The organism is Legionella sp. PC1000, assembly GCF_014109805.1.
Lineage (GTDB): Bacteria > Pseudomonadota > Gammaproteobacteria > Legionellales > Legionellaceae > Legionella > Legionella resiliens.
Genome location: NZ_CP059400.1, coordinates 2,303,986 through 2,322,671, shown reverse-complemented (window position 1 = coordinate 2,322,671; position 18,686 = coordinate 2,303,986). Strand labels below are relative to the sequence as shown.

The following is an 18,686-nucleotide window of genomic DNA, read 5'->3' as shown; positions in this document are numbered from 1 at the left end:
TACGGAGTGACTTCGGGTGTTTTTCAGAGTTGATGTGCACTTTATTTAAATACGTAAATTCAGAGTAGGGCAATTATAACATAGTGTCATGAGAGATCATAGGCAATGTGTTCTCTTGAAGGTCATTTTGAGCGGTAATTGGTAAATATAATAATCAAAGTGATTAATTATTATAAGATACACCGGAGTTATGTACATAATGACTTATGTCAAATATTCCGCTACTGGAATTGATATCTATGCTCTGAAATAGCTCTGGTGTATGATGCTTCTATTTTATTTTCGTTATGGAGCATTTCTTAATGGAAGACTACAAAACAAATCGAGTAATTAGAGCAAATCGAGGAAACGAAAAACAAGCCAAAAGCTGGCTAACTGAAGCAGCGCTTCGTATGCTGTGCAACAATCTTGACCCGGATGTGGCGGAAGATCCAGATTCTCTCATTGTCTACGGAGGTTTGGGTAAGGCTGCTCGTAATTGGGAGTGCTTTAACAAAATTGTAGATGTTCTCAAGACATTAAATGATCAACAAACCCTGTTAATTCAATCCGGTAAGCCTGTTGGTGTTTTTACTACTCATGAAGATGCGCCTCGAGTTCTAATTGCCAATTCTAATTTAGTTCCGCGCTGGGCTACTTGGGAGTATTTTAATGAATTGGATAAAAAAGGTTTGATGATGTATGGGCAGATGACTGCAGGAAGCTGGATTTATATTGGTTCTCAAGGCATTGTGCAAGGCACTTATGAAACTTTTGTTGCAGCTGCCCGAAAACACTATGCAGGAAACTTAGAGGGACGTTGGATTTTAACTGGTGGTTTAGGTGGAATGGGGGGAGCGCAAACTTTAGCTGGTACAATGGCAGGAGCCAGTGTGTTGGCTGTTGAATGCGATATATCAAGAATAGAAAAACGTATTAAAACAAAATACTTAGATCGATACACAAGGGACTTGGATGAAGCGTTAGCATGGATAAATGAATCATGTCAAAAGAATAGTCCGTTATCTGTTGCGGTTTTGGGAAATGCTGCAGAAATTTTTCCCCAGTTGGTTCAGCGAGGAGCTTCTCCAGCATTAGTTACTGATCAAACGAGTGCTCATGATCCCTTAAATGGATATCTTCCTGCTGGATGGACATTAGAACAGGCAGCAAAATTGCGTAAAACTGCACCGGAAGAAGTGGTTGCTGCAGCCAAACAGTCTATGGCCGTACAGGTTCGTGCGATGCTTGAATTCCAAAAGAGAGGCATTCCCGTTTTTGATTATGGAAATAATATAAGACAAATGGCTTTTGAAGCGGGAGAAAAAAATGCTTTTGAATTTGAAGGTTTTGTTCCCGCTTACATACGGCCTTTATTTTGTGAAGGAATAGGGCCTTTTAGATGGGTTGCTTTATCAGGAGATCCTGAAGATATTTATGCTACGGATGAAATGGTTAAAAAATTAATTCCGGATAATAAGCATCTGCATCATTGGCTGGATATGGCAAAGAAAAAAATTGCGTTCCAGGGATTACCTGCACGCATATGTTGGGTTGGGTTAAAAGATCGCGCTCGTTTAGCATTAGCCTTTAATGAAATGGTTCGTAATGGTGATGTTAAAGCGCCCATTGTGATAGGACGGGATCATTTAGACTCTGGTTCAGTAGCAAGCCCTAATCGCGAAACTGAAGGGATGATTGATGGTAGTGATGCAGTTTCTGATTGGCCTTTACTCAACGCTTTATTAAATTGTGCGAGTGGTGCAACTTGGGTTAGCATCCATCATGGTGGTGGAGTAGGTATGGGCTTTTCACAACATGCTGGAGTTGTGATTGTTGCGGATGGCACAGATAAAGCGGCGAAACGTTTGGCAAGAGTACTCCATAATGACCCGGCTACTGGGGTCATGCGCCATGCGGATGCAGGATATGATCTTGCAAAAAAATGTGCTAAAGAAAACTCACTTTGGCTGCCTATGGAATCTTAGAGCAAACTTTGGTGAGGCTTTTTGTCCAACAAACTTTTGGTGGTTGTGATCTCATGTTGGGTCAAAAGACACAATGATATTTAAGGAGGTAAGGTAATGCAAGAACCTTTTATTCTTCAACCTGGCGAGTTGAACTTGCAGTCAATCAAATACATTTTAAATCAGCAATTGCATTGTGTTCTTGCTAAAGAGGCATTTGAACGGATTCATGCATCGCACCAAACGGTTAAAAAAGTCATTCTTGATAAAAAAACGGTATATGGAATTAATACAGGTTTTGGCTCATTGGCAAATCAAACGATTTCAGAGGAAAACCTGAAACAGTTACAGCGGAATATAGTCCTTTCCCACGCTTGCGGAACTGGAGGGCTGTTGTCTGATGAGGTTGTTGCTTTAATTTTACTGCTTAAGATAAATAATTTGGCTCAAGGGTATTCTGGAGTTCGTCTGGAACTGATTGAAGCTTTGATCGCTTTATTCAATCACAAAGTTTATCCCTGTATTCCGTCTAAAGGCTCAGTAGGTGCTTCCGGTGATTTGGCCCCATTAGCTCACATGTCTCTACCTTTATTAGGGGTTGGTGAGGTTCGTCATCAAGGAAAAGTAATTAGTGCAATTGAGGGATTGAAAATCGCAGGTTTAAAACCAATTGAATTGGAAGCGAAAGAAGGACTAGCTCTTTTAAATGGATTACAAGCTTCTACAGCTATCGCATTAAATGCCTTGTTTGTTACAGAAACCTTGTTTGAAACAGCACTCGTTGCTGGTGCTTTATCAGTGGATGCGGCAAATGGCAGTGATGTGCCATTTGATGAACGGATACAAAAGGTACGCGGTCATGAGGCACAACAAAATGTAGCAACATGCTATAGAGAATTATTAGCTGGAAGTGAGATCCGCGAGGCTCATCGCCATTGCGCACGGGTCCAGGACCCTTACTCATTAAGATGCCAGCCCCAGATTATGGGTGCAATACTGCATCAAATTCGATTTGTAAGAAAGACTTTAGACGTTGAAATCAATGCTGTTTCAGATAATCCGCTTGTTTTTAGTGAGCAAGAGCAAATTATTTCTGGAGGCAATTTCCATGGCGAGATTGTTGCGATGGCGGCAGATAATCTTGCTTTGGCTGTAGCTGAGATAGGAGCAGGTGCAGAACGACGCATCGCGCTGCTTATTGATAAGAACTTTAGTGGTTTACCTGCTTTTCTCATTAAAGAAAGTGGCTTAAATTCAGGATTTATGATTGCTCATGTTACTGCAGCAGCTTGTGCCAGTGAGAATAAGGCACTTGCCCATCCACACTCGGTAGATAGTCTTCCAACTTCTGCAAATCAAGAAGATCATGTATCTATGGCAACCAGTGCTGCTCGACGGCTACAGGAGATGAATGATAATACTGCAACTATTTTAGCTATTGAGTTATTAGCCGCTGGACAGGGTCTTGAATTTCATAAACCACTAAAATCATCGACATTATTAGAAAAATTTTATCAACGCATCCGTTCTAATGTTGCAGCTTATGATACAGATCGTTTTTTTGCACCTGATATTACCATAATCAAGCAAAAGATTCTCGATGAGGAATTTGCCACTCCATTTTTCCACTTGTGGAATAAAAATTAGGAATGAACGTGAGTATAGAAATTTATACCGATGGGGCATGTAAAGGAAATCCAGGACCTGGAGGCTGGGGAGTGTTGCTCCGTTATAAGGGACAGGAAAAAACCTTATACGGAGGAGAGACACATACCACGAACAACCGTATGGAACTTATGGCCGCGATTAAAGGCCTGGAAGCCTTAAAGCGCCCTTGTACCGTTGATTTATATACTGATTCTCAATATTTGAGACAAGGTATGATGGATTGGTTAGCCAACTGGAAATCAAATGGCTGGCGTAATTCTAAAAAAGAACCTGTGAAGAATGCAGATCTTTGGAAGTCATTAGATGAATTGGCTTCGCGCCATAAAATAAATTGGCACTGGGTAAAAGGGCATTCAGGTCATGTGGAAAATGATTTGGTTGATGCTTTGGCAAACCAAGCGATCGAAGAATTAAGTGAGTAAATAAATGCGCCAGATTGTTTTAGATACAGAAACTACGGGTATAGGTCATGAGTATGGTCATCGTGTGATTGAAATAGGTTGTGTCGAATTAATGGATAGAAAATTAACCGGCAAGCATTTCCATGTCTATCTTAATCCAGAACGCCGGGTTGATGAGGGTGCCTTTCGAGTCCATGGGATTAGTGATGAATTTTTGCAGGATAAACCCTTATTTGCAGAAAAGGCTGATGAATTTTGGCAGTTTATTATTGGCGCTGAATTGATAATTCATAATGCTGCCTTTGATGTGGGATTTCTGAATTCTGAGCTGAGGTTGATCAAATGGAATAAAAAGTTAGAAGACTTCTGTCCTATTATTGATACACTCGTTTTGGCACGTGAAAAATATCCTGGGCAACGAAATAGTCTTGATGCTTTATGTAAACGTTATGGCATCGATCACTTTAATCGTGAACTTCATGGTGCTTTGCTTGATGCCGAGATCCTTGCATATGTTTATTTGGCAATGACTGGTGGTCAAACAAGCTTGTTTGCAGAGGCTGAAGAAACATCAAGTCATGCTAAAGTCAAAACGCAGGAAATTGCGGCACTTCATTTGGCAAATCCTATTGTTTTATCAGCAGATAATGAAGAACTGGAGTTGCATCAGTCGTTTGTTGAGTTGTTGTATAAAAAGTCGGGTATTAATCATTGGAGTGATAACTGATATTTGGGAGTACCTGTTTCGAACAGTATCCCCTATACATGCTACGCATAATATTTGTTTAGCAGCATAACAGGTATTTCCATACCTTTTATGCTGGATATACGTGACTTAACTGCTTATTAGCTTTTGGGAATTAAGTATTTTATTGCAAAATCTTTACCGATACACTCACCAAGAGCTTTCCCCCAAACCCCTGCATTGTCGGTATTTATTTTATCAGGGATATTAGCGTAGAGATCTTGCTGACATTTACTGACACTATCTGGAATCTTAGCGACACACTGGTCAAAAGTCATTTTAATGTCATCAAGTCGTTTTTTTAATTGAGGGTCATTTTCAAAACCCTTGCAAATAAGATCAGGTAACAATGGTGTAACTGATTTTAACCAGTTTTCTTTAGATACATCAATACTGTTAGAAGATGAGTCTGTAGAACTACTAGTAGAGCTGGCAGCCTTATCTTCGGCATTTGTTGTGAACGAAATAAACATACATCCCAATGAAATACAGTAAGCTGTAAGCAATTGTTTAGTCATGATTGAAAATACCTTTTAACATTCTTCCATTAATAGTAGAACAAATATTGTTCTTTTGCTTGAAAATAATTTGTTTTGATCAAAAAATGAACTAGAATTAGGGTGAAGATGGATTAAATTGTTAGGAATTATTATGGAAAAGCAAAGTTCTATTTTATTATCATTAGCTTATTTTTTATTCATTCCATTATTCGGGTTTCTTTTATATTCTTCCACCGCTTCAGCAAATACCTTTGTTTTTAATCCCAATACCCTTACATGGAAGGCCATTAATTCGAATGGTAAAGTTATTCGTACCGGCAAAGGATCTGGTGGTAAAAAATATTGTGCGGACATAAAAAGAGGATGTAAAACACCGAGCGGTGTTTTTACGGTTTGGAGTAAAGGTGGCCCAGGGTGTGTTTCCAGTCGTTATCCTGTAGGTAAGGGTGGTTCACCTATGCCCTATTGTATGTTTTATTCAAAATATTATGCAATTCATGGTTCCTATCATGTGCCAAATTATAATGCAAGTCATGGCTGCATCCGTGTGCATCCGGGCGACGCTAAATGGTTAAGTAAAAATTTTATTCGAATAGGAACTAAGGTAATTGTGAAACCTTATTGAATTTTTAAAAACAGCGATGTAATGAAGCAAAATTGAGTTTTGCTTCATTACATGAGAATCGCTAATGATTAGTAATCATCCTCATCATCTATGCTAAATGATGAGCCACATCCACAAGTGGTTTTTGCATTTGGATTACGAATCACAAATTGTTCGCCCTGTATACCCTGAACATAATCAATTTCAGCTTGATGCAAGTATTGATAACTCATTGAATCAATAAGAAGTTTTACTGAGGATACACCATCCGAACATTGCTGAACAATTACGGTATCATCCTCATTGACTTCTTCATCAAAACTGAATCCATACTGAAATCCAGAGCAGCCTCCACCTGTAATTGAGACCCGTAGGTTCAAGTTTAAATTATCTTCTTCTTTTATTAGCTCAGCAACTTTGTCTGCTGCACTAACAGTAAAGTGAATGTCGCTAGTACTGGTAGCAGGGGATATATCAATAGCAGCCATTTTAACTCCCGTTCTATAATACAAGTATAATGTATTTATCTAATAATTTGTTCAATAGTAGCCCCACCTAAACATTGGTTTTTATCATAAAAAACAACGTACTGTCCTGGAGTAACTGCTCTTTGTGGATTTGAAAACATCACATAATGCCGCTTTTCATCCTGAGGTGATATGATACAGCCCTGTTCTGCTTGCCTGTATCGTGTTTTAGCATAGCAGGTAAGCGGTAAATTATCCTTGTAATCAGCTAGCCAATGGATTGGACCGCAAATCAAACCTTGTGCATAGAGCATTGGATGTTGACTACCTTGGGCTACATATAACGTATTGGTAGTTATGTCTTTATCGACTACATACCATGGATCATCGGTTGAATGCTGTAAACCACCAATTCCTAATCCTTGTCTTTGACCCAAAGTGTAAAACATTAATCCATCATGTTTACCTAGAACTTTACCATCAGTGCTTTTTATCTCGCCTGGTTGCGCCAAAATAAATTCTTGTAGAAAAGATTTAAACCGCTTTTCACCAATAAAACAAATACCTGTCGAATCTTTTTTTGCTTGCGTCACCAAACCAAGTTTTTTAGCAAACTCCCTAATTTCTGGTTTTGTATAATCACCAACTGGAAACAGAGTTTTTGCCAGAGCTTTAGGATCTACAGCATGAAGGAAATAGGTTTGATCTTTATCACGATCTTTGGCTTTATATAAAAGCCCAATATCTCCTTCTATTTTATTTTTAGCATAATGACCTGTAGCAATATAGTCTGCGCCAAGGTTCAACGCGTGATTTAAAAAAGCATTAAATTTGATTTCCTTGTTGCACAATACATCTGGATTCGGCGTTCTTCCTTTTTCATATTCACTTAAAAAATGTGTGAAAACTTTTTGCCAGTAATCTTCAGAAAAATTAACAGCATGGAGAGGAATACGTAATTGATTACATACGGCTTGGGCATCAGCAAGATCTTGAGCTGCCGGGCAGAATCCATCTTTATCATCCTGCTCCCAGTTTTTCATGAACAAGCCTTCTACTTCATAGCCTGCTTCTTGTAACAACCATGCTGCAACTGAGGAATCAACCCCACCAGACATTCCAACAATAACTTTAGCTTTCATAAAATTGAGATACCGCTTAATATTCTATTTTTTCCAGAATTGTAGCCGGCAGCGCAGCGAAACCAGGGTTTCACAAGGGCTCAGACGTTCCCGGGCTTGGCTGCGCTGCACCCAGCCTGCAATTCTAGAAGTGACCTTTTACAAATATAACTCTTTAGGATACGACAATAATGCTCCACTTACAAGAAATGGTTAAACAAGGCCAACAAACTAAGACCGTGATACTCAGTGAGCGTTTACCCAATTTTATTACTTCTCCCTGTCCGTTGGATATTATCTATCATATTGAAGCTAAAGAAGATTTTTACCTGATTCATCTTCATGTTAAGGGCGTTTTGCCTATTCAATGCCAGCGTTGTCTAGACGAATTCAAATTTCCATATGATAATATAACTGTAGTTGCTGTATGTCGTAACGATGAGAGAGCAGAGCAGATATTGGAGCTTTACGAGTGTATTGTTTCTGAAAATTTGCAAGTGAGTTTGGAAGATATACTAATTGATGAGTTACATCTCTACGCGCCACAATTTCATCCGGAAATTAATGATTGCAGCAGTGAAATAAATCAAATTTTAGCGGGAAAAAAATGAATATTATTGAAATTTTATCTAATTAACACTAATATTCCCGCTTTATGAATGCAATTTGTTTAGGAGTAATACAATGGCCGTACAACAAAATAAAAAATCACGCTCACGCCGTGACATGCGACGTTCGCATGATAGTCTGACTTTGCCTACACTATCGGTTGATTCAACTACAGGTGAAACACATCGTCGTCATCATATGACAGAAGATGGTTATTATCGTGGTAGAAAAGTCATTGATACTGGTAACGTTTACGAAGACGAAAAAGAGTAATTTTCTTGAAAAATATCACCATTGCAATTGACGCGATGGGTGGGGATCATGGTTTAGGTGTTGTGATTCCTGCCTGTGTTCGCGCGGCAAAAAATAATCCTGATTTGAAGCTCATTCTTGTTGGAGTTCACGATAAGATTCATGCATCTCTAAAAAAGCAGGGGATGACTTCTTCAAATCAATTTTCCATAGTACATGCTTCTGAAGTGGTGGCTATGGATGAATTGCCTTCACATGCTTTGCGAAATAAAAAAGATTCGTCCATGCGTGTAGCTATTAACTTAGTGAAGGAGGGCATGGCACAGGCTTGTGTGAGTGCTGGAAATACCGGTGCACTAATGGCTACAGCACGTTATGTTTTAAAGACTTTACCTGGAATCGATAGACCTGCAATAGTTTCCGAGCTGCCAACCATGCGCGGTAGAACATGGGTGATTGACTTAGGTGCTAATGTAGACTCTTGTGCGGAACATTTATTTCAATTCGCAGTTATGGGATCCGCACTAGTACAAGCAGTAGCGAATAAACCCAAACCGAAAATCGCCTTGTTAAATATTGGCGTGGAAGAAATGAAGGGAAATGATCAAGTCAAGCGTACGGCACATATGCTTGCTGAATGCGATGTTATGAATTATGTAGGCTATGTAGAAGGCGATCATTTTTATACCGGAGAAGTAGACTTGGTAGTTTGTGATGGTTTCGTGGGTAATGTTGCTTTAAAAGCGAGTGAAGGCCTTGCAAAGCTTTTTGTAAGTTTGATCATGGAATCATTTAACAGGAATTGGTACACCAAACTTTCTGCTTTAATTGCTCGTCCGGCTTTAAAGCATCTTAAGAAACGTTTTGATCCTTCTCGTTATAATGGTGCAAGTATGCTCGGTTTGAATGGTATAGTGGTAAAAAGCCATGGAGGTGCCAACGAGATTGGGTTTCAACATGCTATTGAACAAGCAGTTCTTGAAGTTAAAAATAATGTAGTTGATTTAGTGCGCGTTCAAATAAATGATTTTATAAATCAGGGATTGCTGTTATGAAAAATGCTGTAATACGTGGGACTGGAAGTTATATTCCTGAAAAACAACTTACCAATCTTGAACTGGAATCAATGCTGGATACCAGCGATGAGTGGATTGTAACTCGAACTGGCATTAGCAGTCGTAGTATTGCACAACCTTATGAAACCACCTCGTATATGGCATCGAAAGCTGCTGAACAGGCATTAAGTGCTTCAGGTTTGGACGCTGATGAAATTGATTTGATATTAGTTGCTACATGTACTCCAGATCATTTCTTTCCTGGAGTAGCTTGTTATGTTCAGCATGCTTTAAAAATTAAGCGACCTATACCTGCTTTTGATGTTGGTGCTGCATGCAGTGGCTTTGTTTATGTGATGGATATTGCAAAACAGTATATTGCAGCTGGTGCTGTAAAAAATATCCTAGTCATTGGCAGTGAAAGCATGTCCAGGGCTGTGGATTGGACTGATCGCTCGACCTGTGTTTTATTTGGTGATGGTGCCGGAGCCGTAGTTCTAAGTGCCAGTGACAGGCAAGGTCTTATGGGTAGCGTATTACATGCTTCTTATGATGCTGAAAAGCTATTAAATCTTAGTAATGCAACATTCGATAATCAACGCGCTACGATTAGTATGCGTGGTAATGAGGTTTTTAAAATTGCTGTCAAAATTATGGGTGATGTTGTTGATGAAGTTCTAGAGGTGAGTCATTTAAAGAAATCAGATATTCAATGGCTCATTCCTCATCAAGCAAATATGCGTATCATTCAAGCCATTGCAAAAAAACTGGACCTTCCTATGTCACAAGTGATCGTTACTATCGGTAGCCAGGGTAATACCTCGGCTGCATCTATTCCTTTGGCTCTAGACCATTCTATTCGAACCAATCAGATTAAGAGAGATGAGCTGTTATTGATTGAGTCCTTTGGAGGTGGGATGACATGGGGAGCTATGGTAATTCGTTATTAATGATTATTTGAGTTAACTTTTTTGAATTAAATTTTTAGTTCGGAGCTATTTTTAATATGGTAAAAACAGCATTTGTATTTCCCGGGCAAGGTTCGCAATCAATAGGAATGTTGGCTGATTTTGAGTTGCAGTATCCTATTGTTGTAAAGACTTTTGCAGAAGCATCAGAGGCGGTTGGTTATGATCTTTGGAAACTAGTGCAACATGGTCCTGAAGAAAAACTAAATCAAACAGAGCATACTCAAGTCGCAATGCTTACTGCGGATGTGGCTGTATATAGAGTATTGATGCAGCATAATATTACTCAGCCAATGCTTATGGCTGGCCATAGTTTAGGTGAATATGCCGCATTGGTTTGTGCTAATGCGTTGTCATTATTTGATGCTGCATGTTTGGTAGCCCGTAGAGGACAAGTAATGCAAAATGCAGTACCTTTGGGCTTGGGTGCTATGGCTGCAATTGTTGGTTTAACAGATGAGCAAGTAAAAACTTTATGTGAGCAAGCCAGCCAAGCAAATGAAGTTGTGACTCCTGCTAACTATAATGCAATCGGACAGGTAGTTGTTGCAGGTCATACTCCAGCGGTCGCACGAATATTAGGACTAGCTGAGGAAGTTGGGGCCCGTCTGGCTAAAGTGATTCCAGTCAGTGTTCCATGCCATTGTCCCTTATTGTCTGATGCTGCAGTATCCTTTGCTGAATATCTAGCTAAAATTGAATTCAAAACCCCAACAACTGATGTGGTGAGTAATGTTGATTTAAGCATTTATCACTCAGTACAGCATATACGTGAAAAGTTAAAAGAGCAGCTATACAGCCCTGTTCGTTGGGTTGAAACAATCCAGCTTTTTAAAAATAATGGTATTGAGTTAATTCTTGAGTGTGGTCCTGGAAAAGTACTCGGCGGATTAGTTAAACGAATAGACAGAAGCTTAAATACTATCAGTGTTTACGATACGATTAGCCTGGAACAGGTTGAAGAAGAATTCGCCTAGTCTGGAGATATGGAAAAAGCGAGCCTGGATTGTATGCTGAGATGTAAATAGCTATGGCTGTAGCATGGAACCTGAAATTGTTTGTCAAATACGCCGTAACCTACACAAATAAACATTTTCTATTGAGGAAAATAAATGATGAGTCTAGAGGGAAAAATTGCCTTAGTCACAGGGGCAAGCAGGGGAATAGGACAGGCTATAGCCCTTAAATTGGCACAGCAAGGTGCTTTGGTATTTGGTACGGCAACTTCAGAGCAAGGTGCTCAATCAATTAATGCCTATTTTGAAAAAGAAAAATTATCAGGCAAGGGATTAGTTCTTGATGTTACAAATTCAGAGCAAATAGAACAAGTGATAAGTGAATTGGCTAAAGAGAACCAATCTCCTTCAATATTGGTAAATAATGCTGGGATAACCTCCGATAATTTATTGCTGCGTATGGACGATGATGAGTGGTATAGGGTAATTGAAACAAATTTGAATTCAATATACAAAATGTCTAAAATTTGTATAAAACCCATGTTTAGAGCACGATGGGGACGGATTATTTCTATTGGGTCAGTGGTTGGTTCAAGCGGAAATTCAGGCCAAGTGAATTATACCGCAGCAAAAGCCGGCATTGTTGGTTTCAGTAAGTCTTTAGCCCAAGAAGTAGGAAGCAGGGGAATTACTGTCAATGTTGTCGCTCCCGGTTTTATTGATACAGACATGACAGCAGCTTTACCTGATATGGTAAAGGATGAAATGTTAAAAAGAATTCCTATGCGTAAGCTGGGAGAGCCTGGAGATATAGCTGAAGCGGTTGCTTTTTTAGCTTCAGAAAGTGCTAAATATATCACAGGTGAAACAATCCATGTCAATGGCGGCATGTATATGGACTAAATGCACTTGCGTTATCTGTATAAATGAATAAACTATACCACTTCCATTTAACTTTGGTTGTTTTGGTTTTTCTGAATTGCTTTTAAATTGAAGTGATTAGATTAAAAAGATGGAACCTGGCTTATTTGTTAAATTGGTTAAAATTTAAAGAATGAATATGAGGCTTATTTTTCAAGCAATTAAAGTTAAGTGGAAGTAGTATGGTAATTAACCCAGAGTTTTTTTAAATTTCTATCAACCGAAAGAGGAAAATCAAGTTATGAGTACAGTTGAAGAGCGTGTTCGCAAAATTGTTGTTGAACAATTAGGTGTTAAAGAAGAAGAGTTAAAGAATGATGCATCATTTGTTGATGACCTAGGTGCTGATTCTTTAGACACTGTGGAATTGGTTATGGCTCTAGAAGAAGAATTTGAAACAGAAATTCCTGACGAAAAAGCTGAAAAAATTACCACGATTCAAGAAGCAATTGATTATATTGAATCTAATTTAAATAAAGAAGAAGCGTAACGGTTTTCTTTTATCTCCTTCTCTTCTGCTCTTAGCGTGTGGGAGATGGAGGAGAGGTTTTACGAGGAGCTTTCATTGAATAAGCGGCGTATAGTAATTACTGGTATGGGTATGGTGACCCCTGTCGGACTTAATGTAGAAGAAACTTGGCAAAATATATTGGCTGGTGTAAGTGGCGTTGTTTTGGCAGATGAGTTTGATGCTGCCGAGTACAGCACACGGATATGGGCCAAAGTTAAGAATTTTAATATTGAGAACTATGTTCCGCTTAAAGATGCACGTAAAATGGATGTATTTACCCAATACGGTATTGCTGCGGCTGATGAAGCAATACTTGATTCGGGTTTGAAGATTGATGCAAATTTATCAAATCGTATTGGTGTTGCTGTGGGTGCAGGTATTGGCGGCATCCAGACAATTACCAATAATCAGGATAAACTGATGGCGGGTGGTCCTCGAAAGGTTTCTCCATTTTTTATTCCAGCCGGTATTATCAATATGGTAGCTGGACAGATTTCAATTAGACATCAGCTCAAAGGCCCCAATATTGCAGTTGTTACTGCCTGTACTACAGGAACACACAATATTGGTCTTGCTGGACGAATGATTGCTTATGGCGATGCCGATGTCATGGTATGTGGTGGGGCCGAAATGACCTTAACACCGCTATGTTTAGCAGGATTTTCTGCTGTACGCTCTTTATCTAAGCGTAATGATGAGCCTGCAAAAGCATCAAGACCTTTTGATAAGGATAGAGATGGTTTTGTTATGGGCGAGGGTGCAGGTGTTCTTGTACTAGAGGAATATGAGCATGCTAAAGCTCGTGGCGCAAAAATTTATGCTGAACTTTTAGGATTCGGTATGTCTGGTGATGCTTTTCATATCACTGCTCCAGATGATGATGCTGATGGTGCTGCTCGTGCAATGGAAGCAGCGATACATGATGCAGGTATTGATCCCGAACAGATTGATTATATTAATGCGCATGGTACCTCTACTTATCTTAATGATTTGAATGAAACAAAAGCGATTAAACGTGTATTTAAGCAACATGCTTATGATTTGGCTGTGAGCTCTACAAAATCAATGACTGGACACTTATTAGGTGCTGCCGGAGCTGTAGAAGCAATATTTAGTGTTTTAGCAATCAGAGATCAGATTGCTCCACCCACTATTAATTTGGATAATCCAGATGAAGGATGTGATTTGAACTATGTACCCTATACACCTCAAAAAAGAGCTATTAATTACGTTCTGAGTAACTCATTGGGTTTTGGTGGAACAAATGGTAGCTTATTATTTAAGCGTGTATAAATGACGTTTACAAGACATAAAAAACTGGTGCTTTTTGTGGTAATACTGTTTTTTATGTCTTTCCTTTCTTTCTTTTTGATTGTCTATAGTCAAATCACAAGACCTATTGTTCCAAAACAAGGTTCGCCAGTTATTATCACCGTTGACCGAGCTGCTTCGGCATCACAATTTGTAAAAAGTTTAAAAGAGAACAATCTAATCCATTCAAGTTCAATGCTTTTAATGATGATTCGTTACTCAGGTTTGTCTTCTCAACTTAAAGCAGGTGTATATCAAATAAACCCAGGTGAAACGCCAATGCAATTAGTGCATCGAATCGTAGCCGGAGATGTTTTAACGCAAAATTTTACAATAATTGCAGGGACTACGCAGCAGAAAATTTCTCAAGATTTGATGAGAGCAGCATATTTGAATTATCGTTCGGAGGATTGGAGTTCGATTCAGGGTGATCATCCTAATGCGGAAGGCTTACTACTCGCTGATACTTATCAATATCCAGGTGGGAGTAGTGGGAGAAGTTTGTTAGAGCATGCTCATCGTAATTTAATGAATTATTTAAATACGAGTTGGGCTAACAGAGCGCCTAACCTGCCTTATAAAAGCCCATACGAATTACTTACAGCAGCCTCAATAATTGAAAAGGAAACAGCTATTTCGCAAGAGCGAAAATTAATTTCAGGAGTAATGGTTAACCGCTTAAATAAAAAAATGCCTCTACAGATGGATCCCACAATCATTTATGGCTTAGGTGCTGCATATACCGGAAAACTATCTCACAATGATTTGCTCATCGATTCGCCCTATAACTCATATCATAATCGAGGATTACCGCCAACGCCGATTGCGATGGTGGGTAAAGAGGCCTTGGATGCAGCAGCACATCCTCAATTATCCAATTATTTATATTTTGTTGCCAAAGGAGATGGAACACATCAGTTTTCAGAAACTTATGAACAGCAAAAGCAAGCAATTAATCAATACAAACGCAAGGATTTTTAATGCCATCGTTAAGCGGGAAATTAATTGTTATTGAAGGATTGGAGGGAGCAGGGAAGTCTACTGCAATAAGTACTATTACAGAGCTGCTGGCAGAAAGACAAATTAAAACCCTAACTACTCGGGAGCCTGGTGGCACCGCAATAGGCGAGATTTTGCGTGATTTGATCAAAAATCCAGATTATCGTGATATTTTGGATGATCGCAGTGAATTATTATTACTTTATACAGCCCGTATTCAGCTTTTTGAGGAAATTATTAAGCCTGCATTACTTCGAGGAGTCTGGGTTATCGCAGATCGATTCGAACTTTCGACTATGGCCTATCAAGGCGGTGGACGTGGCTTAGATCAAGAGATAATACATCAGTTATCTTCTTTTGCATTGAAGGGATTTAAACCGGATTTGATTGTCTATTTAGATATTGGTCCTGAGGAAGGGATGAAGAGAGTCAAATCAAGAGGAGAGTTTGATAGAATCGAGCAACAATCTATTGATTTTTTCCATCGTGTTCATAAAAGTTATATTCGTCATGTTGAAATGAGCACGAATGCAATAACAATTGATGCGAGGCAACCGCTAGATGAAGTGCAACAGTCAATTCGAAAAGCAATGAATGAATTTATAGAGCAGCAGGGATGAGCGACTTTAATGAGCTTCAGGATCTTTCACCATTGAATGGAAAGAAAGAATATCAAACCCAATGGAATCAAATGCAGTCCGCATGGGTAAGTAATCGTATGCCGCAGTCTATACTATTCGTGGGTTCGTTTGATTCTGCTTTTATGGATTTTGTTAAGAAATTAACTCAATTAATTTTCTGTAAAAAAAAGGAAAATAAACCTTGCTTTGAGTGCGCTGATTGTCACATGGTTGCTCATGGAGAACATCCTGATGTGGAATGGGTCAAACCAGAAAAAAGTAGTGGTCCAATTAAAATTGATCAAATCAGAGAATTACAAAATTATGCTTATTTGACTCCTCAGCGGAGCAAACATCGTTTGATTGTGATTGAATCGGCTGATCGAATGAATACTGCTGCTGCGAACTCATTACTAAAAATTTTAGAGGAGCCGGCGCCACAGACGATATTTTTACTTTTAGCTCAGCAACTAAGCACTTTATTGCCTACGGTTTTAAGCAGATGTCAAATCATTCGCTTTACATCACATGAAGATTTATCAGTTATTAATCTTTTGCAATTGGCTGAGTACTACTCATCGGAATCTGAACAAGCAATGATTGTGAAACAATCGGAATTTATTTTAGAAGGGTTAATCGCTGTGGTGGAACAAAAAGAACATCCGAGTGTGATTGCAGCCCAATGGAATCAATTTGAGTTTGGTGCATTACTTTGGTTTTTGTATTTAGTCTATGCGCAAATACACATGATGCAAATTAATATGCCTGCAGCTGTTGGTCCAGCGATTCACCAATTGAATCATTTAATGTCTTTATTAAATCCCATAATAATTTTTGATCAAATAGACAAATTAAATACATTGCAGAGAAAATTAAGCCATAATATAAATGTAAATCAGATTTTGGCATTGGAAGATTTATTGCTAGGTTCCGTGAACCAATTTTCTAGCGCATCCATATAAGCGCTCCGGCCAAATGTAAGAACCCGGAAAAAGCGGTCGTTGTTTTATCAAAACGAGAAAAAACACGCCGAAAGTGTTTGATTTTGGAGAAAAAAGCTTCAACTAAAAACCGCTCTTTGTACTGCTCTTTATCGATTTTTCTTGGGTTCTTCGCATTCTTTTTTGACGGAATGGTTGCAATACAGCCTTGACTCTCCAGTGTGTCAACAAGTGCCTGTGAATCATATCCTTTATCTGCAAGAACTATCGTGTCACGCTGCTCCTTCAATAGCTCTGCTGCTTGAGTAATATCGTTTCGATGTCCCCCGGTCAGGATAAACTTAATCGGATTCCCCAGTCCATCCACCAAAGCGTGAATTTTAGTGGTAAAACCTCCTTTACTGCGCCCCAATGCCTGAGCATCATTCCCTTCCTTGTCGTAACCAGATGCACACGCATGCGCGCGCACTATGGTGGCATCAATCATGACGGCTTGATCATCAACATCGCTAACTGAAGACATTAAGCCAGTCCAAATGCCGCGATCTGACCACATTTTATATCGCTTGTGAATTTTACGCCAATGTCCGTAATAGGGCGGGAGCAGGCGCCATTGACAGCCTGTACGTAATACATACCAGACTCCTTCCACAAAGCATCTTGTCTTCTCATTATTCTTAATGTGCAATCCTTTTACTCCTTGCAGAAAAGAATAAATTGTATCCCAGACTCGTTCTGATATATTATTATACATGTAGGCAGTTCCATTAGTGTTGTTAACGATCGCAATCGAATTTCACTATAAAAACTGCCTACTTTTCAAGTAATTAAAAAAATTGGTTCACGGAACCTAGGACTATACAGTAAATCTAGGACTTTCTCATAAAGCCGATGCATTAATATTTTGATTTTACTGAAAATTAAGGGATATAAAGGAAGGCGATGATGGATACAATTCCTCAAATCAATTGCACATTTCTTAATGAATCAGCACTATATGCAGCTTATATGCCTTTTATAAAAGGAGGCGGATTATTTATCCGTACTAATAGCGATTATTTGTTTGGTTCAATGGTTAAGTTATTGATTAAATTAATAGATGAAGATGAACTCTACGTAGTCGATGGTAAGGTGATTTGGATTACTCCCAAAGGCGCTCAGGCTAATAAAGTACCTGGAATAGGGGTACAATTTATTGGTGAAAACAGCCGCTACCTGTGTAATAAAATAGAGACCTATTTAGCAGGTATGTTAAAATCCTCGCAATTAACCGATACAATTTAGAACGCATAATATTTAATGAGGGCATCCATGTTAGTTGATTCGCACTGTCATTTGAATTTTCTCGATTTAGCAGATTTCAATGATGATATAGCCAATGTACTGGCTCAAGCAAAAGCTAATGGCGTGCAGCATTTTTTATCTGTTTGCGTCGAATTAAAAGATTATCCACAATTAGAAAAACTTGCAGCAAAATATTCTAATATCAGCATTTCTGTAGGTGTTCATCCCAATACTGAAATGGAATATCCTGTTACAGCACAAATGCTATGTGATTTGGCGGTAAATCCAGCATGTATTGCCATAGGCGAAACAGGTTTGGATTATTATCGAACCCATACCGAAGAAGCTCAGGAGATACAGCGGAACCTTTTCAGAGAACATATAAAAGCTGCATTAAAATCTTCAAAACCCTTAATTATTCATACTCGCCAGGCGGCAGATGATACGATAGCATTAATGGGAGAAGAAAATGCACATCAAATTGGTGGCGTCATGCATTGTTTTGCTGAAAGTTTGGACATCGCACATAAAGCGATGGATTTAAATTTTTATATTTCATTTTCAGGAATTGTTACATTTAAAAATGCAATTGCACTTCAAGATGTAGCCCGTAAGGTGCCTCTAAATAGAATACTTATTGAAACGGATTCCCCCTATTTAGCTCCAGTGCCTTATCGTGGCAAACAAAATCATCCTGCACTTGTGAAGCATGTAGCCGAGGCTATCGCTGAGCTTCGTAATATGTCCTATGATGAAATAGCTGAAATTACTACGAATAACTTTTATACTTGTTTCAGATTGTAACTA

The 18,686-nt window shown here is 38.9% G+C and carries 22 protein-coding genes; 18 read left to right on the top strand and 4 right to left on the bottom strand.

The genetic code is table 11. The annotated features are described in order from the left end of the window. Positions 1 to 302 precede the first annotated feature (302 nt). The 4 genes from hutU to dnaQ all read left to right on the top strand — a co-directional run bounded on the left by hutU (position 303) and on the right by dnaQ (position 4,742). Positions 303 to 1,967 (top strand): urocanate hydratase, encoded by a 1,665-nt coding sequence (gene hutU / locus FOLKNPGA_RS10215; RefSeq protein ID WP_182349818.1) that lies wholly within the window; start codon positions 303 to 305, stop codon positions 1,965 to 1,967. A 96-nt stretch (positions 1,968 to 2,063) separates the two neighbouring features. Then, positions 2,064 to 3,593 (top strand): histidine ammonia-lyase, encoded by a 1,530-nt coding sequence (hutH, locus tag FOLKNPGA_RS10210; protein ID WP_182349817.1) that lies wholly within the window; start codon positions 2,064 to 2,066, stop codon positions 3,591 to 3,593. Between the two features lie 8 nt (positions 3,594 to 3,601). Further along, a complete protein-coding gene (gene rnhA / locus FOLKNPGA_RS10205) occupies positions 3,602 to 4,036 on the top strand; it encodes a ribonuclease HI (protein WP_182349816.1) in 435 nt (144 codons plus the stop codon). A gap of 4 nt (positions 4,037 to 4,040) precedes the next feature. Then, on the top strand, positions 4,041 to 4,742 hold the full coding sequence (gene dnaQ / locus FOLKNPGA_RS10200) for a DNA polymerase III subunit epsilon (RefSeq protein ID WP_182349815.1): 702 nt from the start codon (positions 4,041 to 4,043) through the stop codon (positions 4,740 to 4,742). Positions 4,743 to 4,861: 119 nt separating this feature from the next. Here the strand turns inward: dnaQ and FOLKNPGA_RS10195 are convergent, their stop codons facing one another. Beyond that, on the bottom strand, positions 4,862 to 5,278 hold the full coding sequence (locus FOLKNPGA_RS10195) for a hypothetical protein (RefSeq protein WP_182349814.1): 417 nt from the start codon (positions 5,276 to 5,278) through the stop codon (positions 4,862 to 4,864). Between the two features lie 133 nt (positions 5,279 to 5,411). On the opposite strand from FOLKNPGA_RS10195, the gene FOLKNPGA_RS10190 reads away from it, so the two are divergent. After that, positions 5,412 to 5,885 (top strand): L,D-transpeptidase, encoded by a 474-nt coding sequence (locus FOLKNPGA_RS10190; RefSeq protein ID WP_182349813.1) that lies wholly within the window; start codon positions 5,412 to 5,414, stop codon positions 5,883 to 5,885. 68 nt (positions 5,886 to 5,953) lie between these two features. Here FOLKNPGA_RS10190 and erpA read toward each other — a convergent pair whose 3' ends face one another. Both erpA and mnmA read right to left on the bottom strand, forming a co-directional pair. Next, on the bottom strand, positions 5,954 to 6,352 hold the full coding sequence (gene erpA / locus FOLKNPGA_RS10185) for an iron-sulfur cluster insertion protein ErpA (RefSeq protein WP_182349812.1): 399 nt from the start codon (positions 6,350 to 6,352) through the stop codon (positions 5,954 to 5,956). 35 nt (positions 6,353 to 6,387) lie between these two features. Continuing rightward, complete coding sequence (gene mnmA / locus FOLKNPGA_RS10180) at positions 6,388 to 7,473, bottom strand: tRNA 2-thiouridine(34) synthase MnmA (RefSeq protein ID WP_182349811.1); 1,086 nt, start codon at positions 7,471 to 7,473, stop codon at positions 6,388 to 6,390. A gap of 170 nt (positions 7,474 to 7,643) precedes the next feature. Between mnmA and FOLKNPGA_RS10175 the strand changes: the two genes are divergently transcribed. The 11 genes from FOLKNPGA_RS10175 (at position 7,644) to FOLKNPGA_RS10125 (ending at position 16,616) form a co-directional block, all read left to right on the top strand. Further along, a complete protein-coding gene (locus tag FOLKNPGA_RS10175) occupies positions 7,644 to 8,063 on the top strand; it encodes a DUF177 domain-containing protein (protein ID WP_182349810.1) in 420 nt (139 codons plus the stop codon). A gap of 73 nt (positions 8,064 to 8,136) precedes the next feature. Further along, positions 8,137 to 8,334 (top strand): 50S ribosomal protein L32, encoded by a 198-nt coding sequence (gene rpmF, locus FOLKNPGA_RS10170; RefSeq protein ID WP_182349809.1) that lies wholly within the window; start codon positions 8,137 to 8,139, stop codon positions 8,332 to 8,334. A gap of 5 nt (positions 8,335 to 8,339) precedes the next feature. Beyond that, positions 8,340 to 9,368: a phosphate acyltransferase PlsX gene (gene plsX, locus FOLKNPGA_RS10165; protein ID WP_182349808.1), complete on the top strand. Its 1,029-nt coding sequence runs from the start codon at positions 8,340 to 8,342 to the stop codon at positions 9,366 to 9,368. After that, the gene (locus tag FOLKNPGA_RS10160) at positions 9,365 to 10,318 is read left to right on the top strand and encodes a beta-ketoacyl-ACP synthase III (protein WP_182349807.1); all 954 of its coding nucleotides are present in this window, start codon (positions 9,365 to 9,367) and stop codon (positions 10,316 to 10,318) included. Before plsX ends, FOLKNPGA_RS10160 begins: the two co-directional genes overlap by 4 nt. A 56-nt stretch (positions 10,319 to 10,374) precedes the next feature. Next, positions 10,375 to 11,313 (top strand): ACP S-malonyltransferase, encoded by a 939-nt coding sequence (gene fabD, locus FOLKNPGA_RS10155; RefSeq protein WP_182349806.1) that lies wholly within the window; start codon positions 10,375 to 10,377, stop codon positions 11,311 to 11,313. A gap of 135 nt (positions 11,314 to 11,448) precedes the next feature. Then, a complete protein-coding gene (gene fabG, locus FOLKNPGA_RS10150; RefSeq protein ID WP_182349805.1) occupies positions 11,449 to 12,195 on the top strand; it encodes a 3-oxoacyl-ACP reductase FabG in 747 nt (248 codons plus the stop codon). Positions 12,196 to 12,454: 259 nt separating this feature from the next. Continuing rightward, positions 12,455 to 12,703: an acyl carrier protein gene (gene acpP, locus FOLKNPGA_RS10145; protein WP_003631752.1), complete on the top strand. Its 249-nt coding sequence runs from the start codon at positions 12,455 to 12,457 to the stop codon at positions 12,701 to 12,703. Positions 12,704 to 12,778: 75 nt separating this feature from the next. Then, positions 12,779 to 14,017 (top strand): beta-ketoacyl-ACP synthase II, encoded by a 1,239-nt coding sequence (fabF, locus tag FOLKNPGA_RS10140; RefSeq protein ID WP_182349804.1) that lies wholly within the window; start codon positions 12,779 to 12,781, stop codon positions 14,015 to 14,017. Next, on the top strand, positions 14,018 to 15,016 hold the full coding sequence (mltG, locus tag FOLKNPGA_RS10135) for an endolytic transglycosylase MltG (RefSeq protein WP_182349803.1): 999 nt from the start codon (positions 14,018 to 14,020) through the stop codon (positions 15,014 to 15,016). It abuts the gene before it with no gap. Continuing rightward, entirely contained in the window at positions 15,016 to 15,654 is a 639-nt protein-coding gene (tmk, locus tag FOLKNPGA_RS10130; protein WP_182349802.1) for a dTMP kinase, read from the top strand. Before mltG ends, tmk begins: the two co-directional genes overlap by 1 nt. Beyond that, the gene (locus tag FOLKNPGA_RS10125; RefSeq protein ID WP_182349801.1) at positions 15,651 to 16,616 is read left to right on the top strand and encodes a DNA polymerase III subunit; all 966 of its coding nucleotides are present in this window, start codon (positions 15,651 to 15,653) and stop codon (positions 16,614 to 16,616) included. The genes tmk and FOLKNPGA_RS10125 overlap by 4 nt, the downstream gene beginning before the upstream one ends. Here FOLKNPGA_RS10125 and FOLKNPGA_RS10120 read toward each other — a convergent pair. Continuing rightward, complete coding sequence (locus FOLKNPGA_RS10120; RefSeq protein WP_058441825.1) at positions 16,600 to 17,349, bottom strand: IS5 family transposase; 750 nt, start codon at positions 17,347 to 17,349, stop codon at positions 16,600 to 16,602. The genes FOLKNPGA_RS10125 and FOLKNPGA_RS10120 overlap by 17 nt on opposite strands. 191 nt (positions 17,350 to 17,540) lie before the next feature. On the opposite strand from FOLKNPGA_RS10120, the gene FOLKNPGA_RS10115 reads away from it, so the two are divergent. After that, on the top strand, positions 17,541 to 17,879 hold the full coding sequence (locus tag FOLKNPGA_RS10115; protein WP_182352828.1) for a PilZ domain-containing protein: 339 nt from the start codon (positions 17,541 to 17,543) through the stop codon (positions 17,877 to 17,879). A gap of 27 nt (positions 17,880 to 17,906) precedes the next feature. Further along, complete coding sequence (locus FOLKNPGA_RS10110) at positions 17,907 to 18,683, top strand: TatD family hydrolase (RefSeq protein WP_182349800.1); 777 nt, start codon at positions 17,907 to 17,909, stop codon at positions 18,681 to 18,683. Positions 18,684 to 18,686: the final 3 nt, after the last annotated feature.